11 protein-coding genes are annotated in these 17,523 nt (G+C 71.4%); 7 read left to right on the top strand and 4 right to left on the bottom strand.

All coding sequences use genetic code 11. The features are described 5' to 3' along the window. Positions 1–92 precede the first annotated feature (92 nt). Together ACZ4EG_RS02945 and ACZ4EG_RS02950 are read left to right on the top strand one after the other, a co-directional pair. Complete coding sequence (locus ACZ4EG_RS02945; RefSeq protein WP_467789298.1) at positions 93–1,526, top strand: TIR domain-containing protein; 1,434 nt, start codon at positions 93–95, stop codon at positions 1,524–1,526. Next, on the top strand, positions 1,523–3,433 hold the full coding sequence (locus ACZ4EG_RS02950; protein ID WP_453552014.1) for an SPFH domain-containing protein: 1,911 nt from the start codon (positions 1,523–1,525) through the stop codon (positions 3,431–3,433). The genes ACZ4EG_RS02945 and ACZ4EG_RS02950 overlap by 4 nt, the downstream gene beginning before the upstream one ends. Before the next feature lie 37 nt (positions 3,434–3,470). Here ACZ4EG_RS02950 and ACZ4EG_RS02955 read toward each other — a convergent pair whose 3' ends face one another. Beyond that, entirely contained in the window at positions 3,471–5,645 is a 2,175-nt protein-coding gene (locus ACZ4EG_RS02955; protein WP_467789299.1) for a molybdopterin oxidoreductase family protein, read from the bottom strand. A 118-nt stretch (positions 5,646–5,763) separates the two neighbouring features. Next, positions 5,764–6,444 carry a SanA/YdcF family protein gene (locus ACZ4EG_RS02960; protein WP_453552020.1) on the bottom strand — a complete coding sequence of 227 codons (681 nt, stop codon included), beginning with the start codon at positions 6,442–6,444 and terminating at the stop codon, positions 5,764–5,766. Positions 6,445–6,603: 159 nt separating this feature from the next. On the opposite strand from ACZ4EG_RS02960, the gene ACZ4EG_RS02965 reads away from it, so the two are divergent. The 5 genes from ACZ4EG_RS02965 (at position 6,604) to ACZ4EG_RS02985 (ending at position 13,662) form a co-directional block, all read left to right on the top strand. Beyond that, the gene (locus ACZ4EG_RS02965) at positions 6,604–7,458 is read left to right on the top strand and encodes a sirohydrochlorin chelatase (RefSeq protein WP_467789300.1); all 855 of its coding nucleotides are present in this window, start codon (positions 6,604–6,606) and stop codon (positions 7,456–7,458) included. Positions 7,459–7,602: 144 nt separating this feature from the next. Beyond that, on the top strand, positions 7,603–8,889 hold the full coding sequence (locus ACZ4EG_RS02970; protein ID WP_467789301.1) for a deoxyguanosinetriphosphate triphosphohydrolase: 1,287 nt from the start codon (positions 7,603–7,605) through the stop codon (positions 8,887–8,889). Positions 8,890–9,024: 135 nt separating this feature from the next. Further along, complete coding sequence (locus tag ACZ4EG_RS02975) at positions 9,025–10,290, top strand: NAD(P)/FAD-dependent oxidoreductase (protein WP_453552028.1); 1,266 nt, start codon at positions 9,025–9,027, stop codon at positions 10,288–10,290. A gap of 61 nt (positions 10,291–10,351) precedes the next feature. Beyond that, on the top strand, positions 10,352–12,265 hold the full coding sequence (gene dnaG, locus ACZ4EG_RS02980) for a DNA primase (protein ID WP_453552031.1): 1,914 nt from the start codon (positions 10,352–10,354) through the stop codon (positions 12,263–12,265). Between the two features lie 104 nt (positions 12,266–12,369). Continuing rightward, positions 12,370–13,662, top strand: coding sequence for an RNA polymerase sigma factor (locus tag ACZ4EG_RS02985; RefSeq protein ID WP_453552034.1), 1,293 nt, complete (start codon positions 12,370–12,372; stop codon positions 13,660–13,662). A 125-nt stretch (positions 13,663–13,787) separates the two neighbouring features. Here ACZ4EG_RS02985 and ACZ4EG_RS02990 read toward each other — a convergent pair whose 3' ends face one another. Both ACZ4EG_RS02990 and ACZ4EG_RS02995 read right to left on the bottom strand, forming a co-directional pair. Then, entirely contained in the window at positions 13,788–15,716 is a 1,929-nt protein-coding gene (locus ACZ4EG_RS02990) for an ABC transporter ATP-binding protein (protein WP_453552037.1), read from the bottom strand. After that, positions 15,716–17,449, bottom strand: coding sequence for an ABC transporter ATP-binding protein (locus ACZ4EG_RS02995; protein WP_467789302.1), 1,734 nt, complete (start codon positions 17,447–17,449; stop codon positions 15,716–15,718). Before ACZ4EG_RS02995 ends, ACZ4EG_RS02990 begins: the two co-directional genes overlap by 1 nt. Between the last annotated feature and the right edge of the window lie 74 nt (positions 17,450–17,523).

Genomic DNA, 17,523 nt, shown 5'->3' on the forward strand with positions numbered 1-17,523 from the left:
GGTTCCAGCCCTAGCCTGGTCCCCCTCGCAACCGGCGGCCCGGTCCGGTGGCCGTACGGCCCCGGGCGGCCGTGCCCAGGAGGTCCACGCTGTTGAACAACCGGTCGAGCGACGTGTTCCTCTCCTACGCGGCCGACGACGCCGCCTGGACCGAACGGCTGGCCGAGGAGCTCGCCGCGCACGGACTACGGCCCTTCTTCGCCGAGTGGAGCATCGAGCCGAGCGAGGTCGTCGTCCACCGCCTGGACGCCGAACTGCTGGCCTCCGCCCATGGCATCGCCGTGATCAGCCCGGCGTCCGTGCGCTCCGGCCGCGCCATGGACGAGTACGCGGCGCTGGCCACCGCATCGGCCGAGCGCGGACTGCGCTTCATCCCGGTGCTGCTCGGCCATGTCGCCGTACCGCCGTTCGCCGCCAACCGCGTCTGGCGGGACTTCAGCGACGTGACCGACGAGGAGTTCACGGAGAAGGCCGCCGAACTCGCCGCCGTCGTCGCGGGCCGCCCCGCCGCGCCCGGTGCCGCGGCCGCCCGGGACAACGAAGACGTCGCCAGCCCCTCCCCGCCCCGCCCGCTCACCGCACCCGACCGCCCGTCCTTCGTCGTCTGCTACGCCCCCGCCGACGCCGTGTACGGCCGCGCGCTGGCCGGCCGGCTGCGCGAGGCCGGGCTGCCGGTCTGGTCGATCGGCGATCTGCGGCCCGGGGACGCCCACTTCTGGACCATCCGGCAGCAACTGCGGCACGCCGTCGCCGTCGTCGTCGTGATGACGCCCCGGTCGCAGGACTCCGACGACATCACCCGCATGATCCTCGAAGGCCAGGTGCACGGGCGGCCGTTCGTCCCCGTCCTGCTCGACGGAGAGGTCAACTACCACCTCGCCGCCGCCTGGCACATCGACGCCCGCGACGGCGCGCCGCTCGACGACGCCCACCTCGACCTGCTGCGCCGGCTGCACGAGGACGCGGCCCGCGGCCGGCCGCCGCGGCTGCCCGAACCGCGCCGGGCACGCGGCGGCCGAGGCACGTCCCCGGTGCGGCTGACGGCCTCCGCCGGTCTGGAACGGCTGCGCGCCCACCTCGCGGAGGACGAGTACGAGCACGCCGACCTGCTCACCACCCGGCTCGTCATGGAGTCGGCGGGCCGGCTCGCCGAGGGCTGGCTGAGCGCACGGCACGCCGCCACCGTGCCCCGGGAACTGCTGGCCGGCATCGACGCGTTGTGGGCCCACCGCTCCCACGGCCGGCAGGGCTTTGGGCGCCAGCTCGCGCTCGCCCCCGCCGGGGGGCCGCGGGGGCCGCGCTTCCCCGAGCTGGGCGCCGCACTGGGCTGGCGCGACACGGCCGAGGACGCCGTGCCCCGGCGCTACCGCGACTTCGCACGGCGGGTGGGACCCGGCGGACGGGCCGGCTTCTACCCCACGCTGCGCGACCCGGGTCACGAGAACGACCCGGACTGGTACGACCGTTGGAGTTCGACCGTGCTGGCGCTGCACGCGCGGCTACGGGAATGGGGGATCGACCTGTGATCGTTCTGGTGTTCTTAATCCTGATCCTGCTGGCCATCGCCGGGGCGGCGGCCCTGAGGGGGCGGGTCGTGGTGCCCGCCGACCACGTCGGGATCATCACCCGGCGCTATGTGGCCCCGCATCCGGACCGCACGTTCAAGCAGGTCAACCCGGCCGACGCACGCGGAGTCCTGGCCCGCACGCTGCTCCCGGGGACCCACTGGATGTGGCCGGTGGTCAACTCGGTGGACCTCGTGCCCAGGGTGCATGTGCCGACGGACATGATCGGCGTGGTGACGGCCCTGGAGGGGCACAACCGGTCCGACCGCGGCAGGCTCGCCCGGCACGTGGACTGCGACGACTTCCAGGACGGCGAGAAGTTCCTGCTCGGCGACGGCAGGCGCAAGGGCGAACAGGGCGTCCAGGTCACGACCTTGAGCGGCGGTCAGTCGTACTACATCAACCCCCGGCTGTTCCGCGTCGAGATGAGGCCGCGCACCTTTGTGCCGCCGGGCACGATCGGCCTGGTGCAGGCGAAGGAGGGTGCCGTGCGGCCGCCGGACCGTAGGTTCGGCCGGCACATGGAGTGCGACAGCTTCCAGGACGGGGAGGCCTTCCTCGCGGGCGGCGGCGAGCAGGGCAGGCAGCTGGCCATCCTCGGCGGCGGGGCGTACTACGACATCAATCCGGAGCTCTTCGACGTCGTCACGGTCGACAATGTGACCGCCGCCCGCGACGGGCTGACCGAGGCGCATCTCCGGGAGATCTCCATCGGGGAGGACTACACCGGAGTGGTCATCACCCTGGACGGCGCCGAGCCCGGCCAGGACGTGGACGGTGCGGTGGCGCCGAGGGTGGCGGGGCACAGCAGTTTCCGGCTGCCCTGGGTCTTCCTGGAGAAGGGCGGACAGCGGGGCGTCCAGGAGGAGACCCTGGGCAAGGGCACGACGTGCGCGCTCAACCCGTGGTTCGTACGGGTGATGGTGATCCCCACCCGGGTGCTGATCCTCAAGTGGCACGACAAGCGGGCGTCCGAGGCCGAGAACTACGACGCCGACCTCGGCCGGATCACCGTCAACGTCCAGGGCTTCGACCTGTCCGTGGACCTCTGGCAGAACCTGCAGATCCCGCCGGACGTGGCGCCGAAGCTGGTCAGCCGGTTCGGTGGCGTGAGCACCGCCGGACTGGGCGGGCTGGTCGACGACCCCGCGCCGATGAAGCGGTTCGTGCGGGACGTCCTCGGCGCGGCGGTGGCCGGGTACTTCAACGAGATCGTCATGACCAACTCCGTGCTGGAGTTCCTCGCCAGCTACGAGCACGTCCGCAAGGACCTCACCGACCGGGTCAGGCACGCGCTGGAGAAGTGGGGCGTGGAGACGCTGGACACCAGCCTCGGTCGGTTCACGCCGAGCGATCCGGCCCTGCTCGACACGCTCAAGGCCAAGTTCATCGAGGAGGGCCGGGGCGAAAAGCTCGGCGTGGCCGTCGAGAACGCCAAGCTGGACGACCTCATCGACGCCTACCGGGCGCGCGCGGAGGCCCGCCGCGCCGGCCTCGAACTCAAGGCCGAGGTGGAGGCGTTGGGCAAGGACAACGTGGCGATGATCCGCATCGTCCGCGAGTTCGCCGGCTTCGACGTCCCGCAGTACATCGGCGGGGGCGGCGACATCTCGGCCTACATCCAGACCCTGCCCCTGCCCGCGATGCAGGACCTCCTGGCCCGCCTGCGCCAGCTCCGCACCGACCAACAGCTCTCCACGGGCCCGGGACGCCAGGAACTGACCATGGAGGCACAGGGCACGGACACCGCGCTCTCCGACGTCGAGACGGCGGACCTGATCACCACACAGGACGCAACGGGAACGGAGTCGATGCTCGGGGACGACGACGGGGTACCGGGGGCACGCAAGCCGGACGATCTGCGCTGAGACGTCGTACCGCGTGTCGCGCGCGGCGCTCGTGGGGTCAGGGTTTCGCCGGCTCCACGCGTACCGCGCATGCCTTGAACTCCGGCATGCGGGAGGTGGGGTCGAGGGCCGGGTTGGTGAGGGTGTTGGCGCGGCCCTCGCCCGGCCAGTGGAACGGCATGAAGACCGTGTCGGGGCGGATCGTGGTGGTGACGCGGGCCGGGGCCACCGCGCGGCCCCGGCGTGAGACGACGGCCAGCAGGTCGCCGTCGGCTGCTCCGAGCCGGGCGGCCAGCCGTGGGTGGAGTTCCACGAACGGGCCGGGGGCGGCCGCGTTCAGCTCGTCCACGCGGCGCGTCTGGGCGCCCGACTGGTACTGGGACACGACCCTGCCGGTCGTCAGCAGCAGCGGGTACTCGGCGTCCGGCTCCTCGGCCGAGTCGCGGTGGGAGACGGCGACGAACCGGGCCCGTCCGTCATCGGTGGCGAAGCCGTCGAGGAAGAGGCGCGGGGTGCCGGGGTGAATGGTGGGGCCCGTGAGGTCGTCCGGTTCCGTGGCTTCTCCGACCGGGTCGGCCTCCGCCGGGTCGAGCGCCGCGTCCTCGCCGTCGTCCGGTTCGCCACCTGGGACGGACGGGCACGGCCAGAACACCCCGTTCTCCTCCGCCAGCCGCCGGTAGGTGATCCCCGAGTAGTCCGCGGGGCCCCCGGCACTGGCCCGGCGCAACTCGTCGAAGACCTCCTCGGGGTCGGTCGGGAAGCCCTTCTCCACGCCGAGGCGGGCCGCGAGCCCGTGCAGGACCTCCAGGTCGCTGCGGATCCCCGCGGGCGGTGTGATCGCCCGCCGGCGCAGCAGCACACGGCCCTCCAGGCTGGTCGTCGTGCCCGTCTCCTCCGCCCACTGGGTGACCGGCAGGACGACGTCGGCCAGCTCCGCCGTCTCCGAGAGCACCACGTCCGCCACCGCCAGGAAGTCCAGCGACCGCAGCCGCTCCTCCACATGTGCCGCATGCGGCGCCGACACCACCGGGTTGGAACCCATCAGCAGCAGCGCGCGGATGTCGGTGCCCAGCGCGTCCAGCAGTTCGTACGCGCTGCGCCCCGGCCCGGGCAGGCTGTCCGGGTCCACGCCCCACACCTCGGCGACATGCCGCCGCGCGGCCGGGTCGGTCAGCTTGCGGTAGCCGGGCAACTGGTCGGCCTTCTGCCCGTGTTCACGCCCGCCCTGCCCATTGCCCTGCCCGGTCAGACAGCCGTACCCGGACAGCGGACGGCCCGCCCGGCCCGTCGCCAGGCACAGGTTGATCCACGCCCCGACCGTGTCGGTGCCCTTGGACTGCTGCTCCGGCCCGCGCGCCGTGAGCACCATCGCGGTCTCCGGCTCACAGAACAGCCGTACGGCCTCCCGGAGTTGTGGAACGGACACCCCCGTGATCCGCTCCACATACTCCGGCCAGTGCGCCATCGCCGCGGCCCGCGCGTCCTCCCAGCCGGCCGTGCGCTCCTGGATGAACGCCTCGTCCGTCCGGCCCTCCGCCACCACCAGGTGCAACAGCCCCATCGCCAGCGCGAGATCGGTCCCCGGGCGCGGTGCCAGGTGCAGGTCGGCCTGTTCGGCGGTCTTCGTGCGGCGCGGGTCGACGACGATCAATGTGCCGCCGTTCTCCTTCAGTTCGCCGAAGAACCGCAGTGACGGCGGCATCGTCTCCGCGAGATTGGAGCCGACCAGGATCACGCACCCCGTCCGCGGGATGTCCTCCAGCGGGAAGGGCAGCCCCCGGTCCAGGCCGAAGGCCCTGGTCCCGGCGGCCGCCGCGGACGACATGCAGAAGCGGCCGTTGTAGTCGATCTGCGAGGTGCCGAGGACCACCCGCGCGAACTTGCCGAGCGAGTACGCCTTCTCGTTCGTGAGCCCGCCCCCGCCGAACACCCCGCAGGCGTCGGGACCGTACCCGGTCCGCGCCGACGACAGGCCCGCGGCGACACGGTCGAGCGCCTCGTCCCAGCTCGCGGGCACGAGCGCGCCGCCGGAGCGCACCAACGGCGAGGTCAGCCGCACCCCGGACGAGAGCACCGCGGGAGCCGTACGCCCCTTGCCGCACAGCGCTCCCCGGTTCACCGGGAAGTCCGCCCGCTCGGTCACCTCGACGCCCCCCTGCGGCAGGGGCGACAGATTCATCCCGCACTGCAGGGCGCAGTACGGGCAGTGGGTGGGCGTCGAGGCGGTCTGCATACCGCTCAGCGTGCTTCGGGCGTGTTACGTCCCATGACGGCCCTTTGTTACACGGACGCGAACCCGGCCTCCCCGCCGCGCCCCCGCCACCGTGAGGCGCGGCGAGCCCGGCCCCGGCTCAGCGTCCGCTCGCCAGCGCCCGTGCCACTCCCGGTTCCTTCGGGCCCAGGAAGGTCGGATCCGGCTCGAACACCGCGTCCAGGGCCGCCTTGCCCGCCGCGAAGATCTCGCGGGTGCCGCCGTAGTACCAGGTGACGTCGTGCTTGGCGTCGACCCCGATGCCGTACGAGTCGACCCCCGCCGCCTCGCACAGGGCGACCGCGCGGCGGATGTGGAAGTCCTGGCTGATCAGCACGGCCCGGTCGACGCCGAAGATCTTCTTCGCCCGGACACAGGAGTCCCAGGTGTCGAAGCCGGCGTAGTCGCTGACGATGCGGGCGTCCGGCACCCCGTGCCTGGTGAGATAGGTCCGCATCGCGTCGGGCTCGTCGTAGTCCTTGCGGCTGTTGTCCCCGGTGACGAGCACGACCTCGATACGGCCCGCGCGGTACAGCTTCGCCGCCGCGTCCAGCCGGTGCGCGAGGTACGGCGACGGCTTGCCGTCCCCCCACAGGCCCGCCCCGAACACCATGGCGACCTCGGTACGGGGCGCGTCGGCCGTCGTGCGCAGCCGGTCGGCCGTGGACACGTACAGCCAGGTCGCCGGCAGCAGCGCGAGCACGCACCCGGCCATGACACCCTGCACCAGCCGCCGCCGCCCGGCACGGGTGCGCGGCAGGCGCGGTCGACGGATTTTCATGCGGTCCCCTCAGCTCCCCGGTCCCCTTCGACCATGGAAGACGCGGCGCGCAGTGATCCGGTTCGCCTCACACCGCCGGGGCCCGTGCGGTGAACCCGCGGAAAATACCTGTCACCGCGGCGCAACGGGGGTGCAATCTCCGGCCGCCAGGATCCTTCCATGACGGCGTCGAACCCTCCTCGCGACGAGTCCCGCATCCACCTCGACAGCACGGCGGACATCATGAGCAGCATCGGCAGCGAGCTGGCCGGCCGGCTCAGCCTCGTCTCGCTCCAGGGCAGGCGCCGCCCCGCCCCGCCCGCCCTCGTGCTCGTGGCGCACGGCAGCCGGGACCCGCGCGCGCTGAAGACCGTCCGTCTGCTCATGGAACGGGTACGGGAGCTGCGCCCCGGCGTGCCGGTGCACCTCGGGCACATCGAGCTGAACGAGCCCCTGCTCCCCGACACCCTCGCCGCCCTCGGTGACGCGCCCGCCGTGCTCGTACCGCTCCTGCTCAGCCGCGGCTACCACGTCAAGCGGGACATTCCCGAGATGGCGGCCGCCGCCGCGGCACGCACGCGCGTGGCAGCCCCGCTCGGCCCGCACCCGCTCCTCGTGGAGACCCTGTACGCCCGCCTCGTCGAGGCCGGCTGGCGCACCGGCGCCGACGACCCCGTCCGCCGCAACGGCGCCGTCGTCCTCGCCGCGGCCGGTTCCCGCGACCCCGACTCCGCGGCCGACACCCGCCGCACCGCCCGCCTCCTCGCCGAGCGCCTGGGCGTGCCCGTGGTGCCCGCCTACGCCTCCGCCGCGACACCGACCGTCGAAGCGGCCGTACACTCCCTGACCGCCCGAGGCCGCCACCGCATAGCCGTGGCCTCCTGCTTCACGGCCCCGGGCCGCTTCGCGACACAGTGCGCCGAAGCAGCCCCGTGGCTGGCCTCGGCCCCCCTGGGCGCCCACGAGGCGATGACCCGCCTGGTCCTGCACCGCTATGACCAGGCACTGTCGACACCGGCAACGACAGCCGCCTGAGGGGCGCGGGGCTGTGTCGGTATGCGGCTCCGCCGCGTGGGCGCGACACGCCACAAACGACGCGCAGCCGCAAACCAGCACAACGTGGCAGACGAGTAGGCACATCAACACCCAATTGTCACTGCCGACGCTTACTGTCGAACCATGGAAGGCACAGGCACCGAACCCGAACCCCTCCCTGGCTACGACCCGGCGTCAGCCGACCGCTGGGCGCCCGAGCCGGACAAACGCCCAGGCCGCACCGCCTTCCAGCGAGACCGCGCACGCGTCCTGCACTCCGCGGCCCTGCGCCGCCTCGCGGGCAAGACGCAGGTGGTCACCCCGGGAACCAGCAGCCAGGCGTGGGACGCCAGTCCCAGGACACGGCTGACCCACTCCCTGGAGTGCGCCCAGGTCGGCCGCGAGCTGGGCGCGGCCCTCGGCTGCGACCCCGACCTCGTCGAGGCCGCCTGCCTCTCCCACGACCTCGGCCACCCGCCCTTCGGTCACAACGGCGAACAGGCGCTCAACGAGTTCGCCGAGGACTGCGGCGGCTTCGAGGGCAACGCCCAGTCGCTCAGGCTCCTCACCCGCATCGAGCCCAAGCGCTTCACCGCGCAGGGCTCCGTCGGCCTCAACCTCACCCGCGCCGCGCTGGACGCCGCCACCAAGTACCCCTGGCCGCGCGGCGCCCACCCCACCGACCCCAAGTCCCGCAAGTTCGGGGTCTACGAGGACGACCGGCCCGTCTTCGACTGGGTCCGCAAGGAGGCCCCCGGCACGCGCACGTGCTTCGAGGCCCAGGTGATGGACTGGGCCGACGACGTGGCGTACTCGGTGCACGACGTCGAGGACGGCCTGCACGCCGGCCACATCGACCCCAACTGCCTGCATGCCGAGCCCGAGCGGCAGGCGGTCTTCGCGGTCGCCGTCGGCCGGTACGTCCCGGCGGACACCGACCCGGCCGAACTCGCCGAGGCCCTCGACCGGCTCCAGGACCAGGAGTGGTGGCCGCACGGGTACGACGGCACGGCGGTCGCCCAGGCCCGCCTCAAGGACGCCACCAGCCAGCTCATCGGCCGCTTCTGCCTGGCCGCAGAGGGCGCCACGCGCGCCGCGTACGGCAGCGGCGGCCTCACCCGCTACGGCGCCGAACTCGTCGTACCGAGACCGGCCCGCATGGAGTGTGCGGTCCTCAAGGCGGTCGCCGACCGGTATGTCATGCAGCGCGCCGAACAGGAGCTGCTCCGTGCCGACCAGCGGGTCGTCGTCGCCGAACTCGCCGAGGCGCTGACCGCCCGCGCGCCGGACGGACTGGATCCGCAGTTTCGCGCCCTGTTCGACGGGGCACCCGACGATCACGCCCGCAAACGCGTGATCGTCGACCAGATCGCCTCCCTCACCGACGCCTCGGCCCGCTCGCTCCACGCGCGCCTGACGGGGCGCGTGTGACCGACACGTGAGACTGACGAGGTACGTGTGACAAGGAAGTGACCCTCCGTGGCCTGATCGGGGCACTCCCTCTTCCCGCATCACGCTGCGTGCGGGACGCTCGGATGTGGCGGCACCCTTACGAGGAGGCATCAAGTGGTCGACGCGGATCAGACATTCGTCATCGTCGGAGGAGGTCTGGCCGGCGCGAAGGCGGCCGAGACGCTGCGTGCCGAGGGCTTCACCGGCCGGGTGATACTGATCAGCGACGAACGCGACCACCCGTACGAACGCCCGCCCCTGTCCAAGGGTTATCTGCTCGGCAAGGAGGAGCGCGACAGCGTCTTCGTGCACGAGCCCGCCTGGTACGCGCAGAACGACATCGAGCTGCACCTCGGCCAGACCGTCGACGCGATCGACCGCACCGCGAAGACCGTGCGCTTCGGCGACGACGGCACCCTCGTCCACTACGACAAGCTGCTCCTCACCACGGGTGCCGAGCCCCGCCGCCTCGACATCCCCGGCACCGACCTGGTGGGCGTCCACCATCTGCGGCGTCTCGCGCACGCCGAGCGCCTCAAGGGCGTCCTCACCGCCCTCGGCCGGGACAACGGCCATCTGGTGATCGCGGGCGCCGGCTGGATCGGCCTGGAGGTCGCGGCGGCGGCCCGCGAGTACGGCGCGGAGGTGACCGTCATCGAGCCGCTGCCGACCCCGCTGCACAGCGTCCTCGGCCCCGAGCTCGGCAATCTCTTCGAGGAACTGCACCGCGAGCGCGGCGTCCGCTTCCACTTCGGTGTCCGGCTGACGGAGATCGTCGGCCAGGACGGCATGGTGCTGGCCGCGCGGACCGACGACGGCGAGGAGTACCCGGCGCACGACGTGCTGGCGGCCATCGGCGCGGCGCCGCGCATCGGTCTGGCGGAGGCCGCGGGGCTGGAGATCGCCGGCCGTGCCCACGGCGGCGGCGTCGCGGTCGACGAGCGGCTGCGCACCTCCGACCCCGACATCCACGCGGCAGGCGACGTGGCGTCCTTCCCGCACGCCCTGTTCGACACCCGGCTGCGGGTGGAGCACTGGGCCAACGCGCTCAACGGCGGCCCGGCGGCGGCCCGCGCGATGCTGGGCAAGGACGTCCTCTACGACCGCGTGCCCTACTTCTTCTCCGACCAGTACGACCTGGGGATGGAGTACAGCGGGTGGGCGCCCCCGGGGTCGTACGACGAGGTCGTGATCCGGGGCGACGCGGGCAAGCGCGAGTTCATCGCGTTCTGGGTGAAGGAGGGGAGGGTGCTGGCCGGGATGAATGTGAATGTGTGGGACGTCACAGAGCCGATCCAGCGGCTGATCCGGTCCACGACCCGGGTGAACACGGAGGCCCTGGCGGACCCGCACACTCCACTCGAAAGCCTTGTCCCGTGAGTGCCGGTCCGTGAGGACGTCACGCCCCAGGAGTGTCAGTTCGGCCCCGTAGAATCACCACGTGGCAGGACGGATCAACGACGAGGACGTGAAGGCGGTTCGGGACGCGGTCCCGATCGACGCCGTGGTGTCCGAGTACCTCCAGCTGCGCAACGCGGGCGGCGGCAACCTCAAGGGGCTGTGCCCGTTCCACGACGAGAAGTCGCCGTCCTTCCAGGTCAGCCCGAGCAAGGGACTCTTCCACTGCTTCGGCTGCCAGGAGGGCGGCGACACCATCACGTTCGTGATGAAGGTCGACCACCTCTCCTTCTCGGAGGCGGTCGAGCGCCTCGCGGCCCAGGCCGGCATCACCCTGCGCTACGAGGAGGGCGGATACAACCCCGCCCACCAGCGAGGCGAGCGCATCCGCCTGGTCGAGGCGCACAAGATCGCCGCGCAGTGGTACGCCGAACAGCTCGCCACCGGCCCGGAGGCGGAGACCGGCCGGGTCTTCCTCGCCGAGCGCGGCTTCGACCAGGCCGCCGCCGTCCACTTCGGCGTCGGCTACAGCCCCCAGGGCTGGGACCACCTCACCCGCTATCTGCGCGGCAAGGGCTTCACCGACAAGGAACTGCTCCTGTCCGGCCTCTCCCAGGAGGGCCGCCGCGGCCCCATCGACCGCTTCCGCGGCCGCCTCATGTGGCCCATCCGCGACATCGGCGGCGAGGTCGTCGGCTTCGGCGCCCGCAAGCTGTACGAGGCGGACAACGGCCCCAAGTACCTCAACACGCCCGACACCGCGATCTACAAGAAGTCCCAGGTGCTCTACGGCATCGACCTCGCGAAGAAGGACATCGCCAAGGCCAGCCGCGCGGTCGTCGTCGAGGGCTACACGGACGTCATGGCGTGCCATCTCGCCGGGGTGACGACCGCGATCGCCACGTGCGGCACGGCGTTCGGCGGCGACCACATCAAGATCCTCCGCCGGCTGCTGATGGACAACGGCAGCGCCCGGGTGATCTTCACCTTCGACGGCGACGCGGCCGGCCAGAAGGCGGCCCTGCGCGCCTTCGAGGACGACCAGAAGTTCGCCGCCGAGACGTACATCGCGATCGCGCCCGACGGCATGGACCCCTGCGAGCTGCGCCTGGCCAAGGGCGACGAGGCGGTCGCCGACCTGGTCGAACCGCGTACCCCGCTCTTCGAGTTCGCCCTCCGCCAGATCGTCAACCGCTACGACCTGGACACCCCGGCGGCCCGGGCGGCCGCGCTGGACGAGGCCGCCCCGATCGTCGCCCGCATCAAGAACAGCGGCGCGCAGCACGAGGTCGCGGTGGAGCTGGCCGGGATGCTGGGCATCCTGGACACCCAGTTCGTGGTCAAGCGGGTCGCCCAGCTGGCCCGCTGGGCCCGCGAACGGGGCGGCGGCGGCAGGGGCCAGGCCCCGGCCTCCCGCACCCCCCAGCAGTACGAGGCGGCGGCCTCCGCCCGCCCCGCAGGACCCGGCCCGGCCCTGAACCTCCGCAACCCGGTGTACGCCACCGAACGCGAGCTGCTCAAACTGGCACTCCAGCGCCCGGAGTTGGTCTCCCCGGCGTTCGACGCGTACGGCGTGGACGAGTTCACCGCCCCGCCCTACGCCGCCGTACGCCAGGCCGTCCTGGACGCGGGCGGCGCGGAGTACGGCGTACAGGACCCGCAGGAGTATCTGGTCCGGGTCCGTGAGGCGGCCCCCGACGACACGGTCCGCGCGATGGTCACGGAGCTGGCTGTCGAGGCGATCATGCGCCGCACGGTCGACGAGGCGTACGCGGGCGACCAACTCGTGACGGTCCGCCGCCGAGCCGTGGACCGCCGCATCCACGACATCCAGATCACCCTCACCCGCCTCGGCAGCAACGCCGACCCGGCCCATCTGGCCGCCGTACAGAACGAGTTGTGGGTGTTGCAGCAGTACGGCCAGGCGCTTCAAGAGCAGGGTGCGGCCGCTCTCTGAGTGGTTCGCATACGCCAGGGTTACCACGCGGTCACGACTCGGACGCAAAAAGTCACCGCACGCCCCTCGTGGCGGCGATGTGTCTTACCCCACACTGGGTTCCGGTGCCTGAGTCCTCGGAGCGCGGCCGATCCGTCCCCCACGGGTCCCACACCCCCGCGGTTCCTCTCATCGCGTACGGGACGGACAGCGGCGAGGCCGTCGACTCCGTCCCCGAAGTACCGCTGCCGTACTCCTTGGCAGCGATCATCCTGGAGGTCGCCCCCGTGCAGACCCAGACCCTCACACAGACCGGCGTCGGCACGACCGAGGAGCCGGACGCGGAGACCGACGTCTTCGCGGCCGTGCCCCCGCAGGGCCGTGTCGCGCTGCACCCCGAGACGGAGCCGGAGGCCCCGTCCGAACCGGCGGAGCCACCCGCCGAGGCACTGGCCGCACAGGCCCCCGAGCCCGCCGAACCGCCCGCTCCCCGCCCCGACACCGGCAGCCCCTCCTCGGACCTGTTCCGCCAGTACCTGCGCGAGATCGGCCGTATCCCGCTGCTCACCGCGGCCGAAGAGGTCGAGCTCGCCCGCCGGGTCGAGGCCGGGCTGTTCGCCGAGGAGAAGCTCGGCAGCACCCCCGACCTGGACGAACGGCTCGCCCTCGACCTGGACAAGCTGGTCGTCATGGGGCGGATGGCCAAGCGCCGGCTCATCGAGGCCAACCTCCGGCTCGTGGTCTCCGTCGCCAAGCGGTACATCGGGCGCGGGCTGACCATGCTGGACCTGGTCCAGGAGGGGAACCTCGGGCTCATCCGGGCCGTCGAGAAGTTCGACTACGCCCGCGGCTACAAGTTCTCCACCTACGCCACCTGGTGGATCCGGCAGGCCATGTCCCGTGCCCTCGCCGACCAGGCCCGCACCATCCGCGTGCCCGTGCACGTCGTCGAACTCATCAACCGGGTCGTGCGGGTGCAGCGCCGGATGCTCCAGGAGCGCGGCTACGAGCCCACGCCCGACGAGGTCGCCGCCCACCTCGACCTGCCGCCCGAGCGGGTCAGCGAGGTGCTGCGGCTCGCCCAGGAGCCCGTCTCGCTGCACGCGCCCGTGGGCGAGGAGGACGACGTCGCCCTCGGCGACCTCATCGAGGACGGCGACGCCACCAGCCCCGTGGAGTCGGCCGCCTTCCTGCTGCTCAGGGAGCATCTGGAGGCCGTGCTGTCGACCCTGGGGGAGCGCGAGCGCAAGGTCGTACAACTGCGCTACGGACTCGCCGACGGCCGCCCCCGCACCCTGGAGGAGATCGGACGCATCTTCGGCGTCACCCGGGAGCGGATCCGCCAGATCGAGTCGAAGACCCTCAACAAGCTCCGGGACCACGCATTCGCCGACCAGCTGCGGGGCTACCTGGACTGAGCTGTCGGCCGCCGTGGCTGCGGGCAGTCGTGCCTCCCCCAAGCTCTTCGAGCAGGGGGCACCCCCAGGCGGCACGGGTGCGCGGGCGAGCGAACCCACCCGCCCGCGCAAGCCGAGGGCACCGCTCAGTCCACCTCCGCGACCGCCTGCGCGAACTGCGCCTTGTACAGCCGCGCATAGGCACCGTCCGCGGCCAGCAGCTCCGCATGCGCGCCCTGTTCGACGATCGAGCCGTTCTCCATCACCAGGATCGTGTCGGCGTCCCGGATCGTGGACAGCCGGTGCGCGATGACGAACGACGTCCGCCCGTGCGCCAGCTTGGCCATCGCCTTCTGGATCAGCACCTCGGTACGGGTGTCGACGGAGCTGGTCGCCTCGTCGAGCACCAGGATCACCGGGTCGGACAGGAACGCCCGCGCGATGGTGATGAGCTGCTTCTCACCGGCGCTGACGCCTGTGCCCTCGTCGTCGATCACGGTGTCGTAGCCGTCGGGCAGGGTACGGATGAAACGGTCGGCGTGGGCCGCCCGCGCCGCCTCCTCGATCTCGCCCCGGGTGACCTTGCGGGAGGCGCCGTACGCGATGTTCTCCGCGATCGTGCCGCCGAACAGCCAGGTGTCCTGCAGCACCATGCCGATCCCGGCCCGGAGTTCGTCCCGGGACATCCTGCGGATGTCGACGCCGTCGAGGGTGATCCGCCCGCCGGACACGTCGTAGAACCGCATCAGCAGATTGACCAGCGTGGTCTTGCCCGCGCCCGTCGGGCCGACGATCGCGACCGTGTGCCCCGGCTCCACCTTCAGCGACAGATCCTCGATCAGCGGCTTCTCGGGCTCGTACCGGAACGACACGTGCTCCAGCGCCACGCGTCCGGCCGATTCCGCCGGCCGCTCGCCCGGCACCGGGTCCGCCTCCTGCTCCTCCGCGTCCAGGAGTTCGAAGATCCGCTCGGCCGAAGCGACGCCCGACTGCACCAGGTTGGCCATCGAGGCGACCTGGGTCAGCGGCATCGAGAACTGCCGCGAGTACTGGATGAAGGCCTGCACGTCACCGATCGACAGGGCGCCGGACGCCACCCGCAGACCGCCGACCACGGCGACGAGCACATAGTTCAGGTTCGACACGAACATCATCAGCGGCTGCATCACACCGCTGTTGAACTGCGCCTTGAACCCGGCCTCGTACAGCGCGTCGTTCTGCTCGGCGAACTGCTGCGCCGACTCCTGCTGCCGGCCGAACACCTTCACCAGGGTGTGCCCGGTGTACATCTCCTCGATGTGCGCGTTCAGCTTGCCGGTGGAGCGCCACTGCTGCACGAAGTGCGGCTGCGAGCGCTTGCCGACACGGGTCGCCACGACGAACGACAGCGGCACGGTGACCAGCGCGACCAGGGCCAGCAGCCATGACACCCAGAACATCATCACCAGCACACCGATGATGGTGAGCACCGAGTTGATGAGCTGCCCCATCGACTGCTGCAGCGTCTGGCCGATGTTGTCGATGTCGTTGGTGGCCCGGGAGAGCACCTCGCCGCGCTGGCGCTTGTCGAAGTACGACAGCGGCAGCCGCGACAGCTTCCCCTGCACGTCCTCGCGCATCCGGTACATCGTGCGGTTCACGGCCCGGTTGACCAGCCGCGTCGCCACCGCCATCAGCAGACCGGCGACGAGGAAGGTGCCGAGCGCGAACAGCAGCACGTTCCCGACGGCGTCGAAGTCGATGCCCTTGCCGGGGGTGAAGTCGGTGCTCTGCAGCATGTCCGCGACGGAGCCCTGGCCCCGCTCGCGCATGGAGTCGAGGACCTGCTCCTTGGTGGCCCCGGCCGGCATCTGCCGGCCGATGATGCCCGCGAAGACCAGGTCGGTGGCCTTGCCGAGGATCTTCGGCCCGATGACGCTCAGGGTCACGCTGACGACGACGCACAGCAGCAGCGCGTAGATGGTCAGCCGTTCGGGCTTGAACCGGGCGATGAGCCGTTTGCCCGACTCCTTGAAGTCCATCGAGCGCTGGTCGGGGCCGCCCCCGGCCATCATGCGTCCCATGGGCCCTGCCATCAGGCGGCCTCCGCTTCCGTCAGCTGGGAGAGCACGATCTCCCGATAGGTCTCGTTGTCGGCCATCAGCTCGTGGTGCCGGCCGGTGCCGACGACCAGTCCCTCGTCCAGGACCACGATCCGGTCGGCGTCCCGGATGGTCGCCACGCGCTGGGCCACGATCACCACGGTCGCCTCGGCGGTCTCCCGGGCGAGCGCGGTGCGCAGGGCCGCGTCGGTGGCGTAGTCGAGCGCGGAGAAGGAGTCGTCGAACAGATAGATCTCCGGGCGCTGCACAAGCGTGCGGGCGATGGCCAGGCGCTGGCGCTGACCGCCGGAGACATTGGTGCCGCCCTGGGAGATGGGGGCGTTCAGACCGCCCTCCAGCTTCCGCACGAAGTCCTTGGCCTGCGCGACCTCCAGCGCGTGCCAGAGCTCCTCGTCCGTGGCGTCCGGATTGCCGTAGCGCAGATTGGTGGCCACCGTGCCGGCGAACAGGTACGGCTTCTGCGGGACGAGCCCGACGGTCTTGGCGAGCAGCACCGGGTCGAGGCCCGACACGTCGACGCCGTCGACGAGCACCTCGCCGTCGGTGGCGTCGAACAGCCGCGGGACCAGTCCGAGCAGGGTCGACTTGCCGCTGCCGGTGGAGCCGATCACGGCGGTCGTCTCACCCGGCCGGGCCACCAGGTCGACGGACTTCAGCACCGGCTCCTCGGCCCCCGGGTAGCGGAACCCGGCCCCGCGGATCTCCAGATGGCCGTGCCGGCGCAGCTCGGTGACCGGCGCGAGTGGCGGCACCACGCTGGACTCGGTCTCCAGGACCTCCTGGATGCGCTCGGCGCACACCTCCGCGCGCGGCACCATCATGAACATGAAGGTGGCCATCATCACGGACATGACGATCTGCATCAGATAGGCGAGGAAGGCGGTCAGATCGCCGATCGCCATTCCGCCGCTGTCGATGCGGTGCGCGCCGAACCACACGACCGCGATCGACGACAGGTTCACCACCGTCATCACGATCGGGAACATCAGCGCGAGCATCCGGCCGGTCGCCAGCTGCATGTCGGTGAGCTCGCCGTTCGCCTTCCCGAAGCGGCCCTGCTCGTACTCGTCGCGGACGAAGGCGCGGATCACCCGGTTGCCGGTGATCTGCTCGCGCAGCACCCGGTTCACCGTGTCCAGGCGTACCTGCATGGACCGGAACAGCGGGCGCAGTCGGCGCACGATCAGCGTCACACAGATGCCCAGCACCGGTACGACCGCCACCAGGACCCCGGACAGCGGTACGTCCAGGCCGAGGGCCAGGACGATGCCGCCCACGCACATGATGGGCGCCGACACCATCAGCGTGAACGTCATCAGGGCCAGCATCTGGACCTGCTGGACGTCATTGGTCGTACGGGTGATGAGGGAGGGGGAGCCGAAGTGACCGACCTCACGTGCGGAGAAGGACTGCACCTTGTCGAAGACGGCGGCCCGGACGTCCCGGCCGAGCGCCGACGCGGTCTTCGCGCCGTAGTACACGGCGCCGATGTTGCACACGACCTGCGCCAGCGAGATGCCGATCATCAGGACACCGAAGGACAGAATGTAACCGGTGTCACCCTTCACGACACCGTTGTCGATGATGTCCGCGTTCAGGGTGGGCAGATAGAGGGTGGCGCAGGTCTGCAGGAACTGCAGCAGCACCAGGACGGAGATGGGTTTCCTGTAGGGCCTGAGATAGGTCCGCAGAAGTCGTATGAGCACGCTACGTCTCTCGGAGTCGGCGGTGGGGGGCGAGGTGGTTGCCCGTGGCCCCTATCGTCGGACACTCCACCCGC

This window comes from Streptomyces sp. NPDC025638, from assembly GCF_055558775.1.

Excerpts from the sequence above, each read along its gene's own strand:
- ACZ4EG_RS02960 (WP_453552020.1), bottom strand. The coding sequence starts at position 6,444 with ATGAAAATCCGTCGACCGCGCCTGCCGCGCACCCGTGCCGGGCGGCGG.
- ACZ4EG_RS02965 (WP_467789300.1), top strand. The coding sequence starts at position 6,604 with ATGACGGCGTCGAACCCTCCTCGCGACGAGTCCCGCATCCACCTCGAC.
- ACZ4EG_RS02970 (WP_467789301.1), top strand. The coding sequence starts at position 7,603 with ATGGAAGGCACAGGCACCGAACCCGAACCCCTCCCTGGCTACGACCCG.
- ACZ4EG_RS02955 (WP_467789299.1), bottom strand. The coding sequence starts at position 5,645 with ATGCAGACCGCCTCGACGCCCACCCACTGCCCGTACTGCGCCCTGCAG.
- ACZ4EG_RS02990 (WP_453552037.1), bottom strand. The coding sequence starts at position 15,716 with ATGGCAGGGCCCATGGGACGCATGATGGCCGGGGGCGGCCCCGACCAG.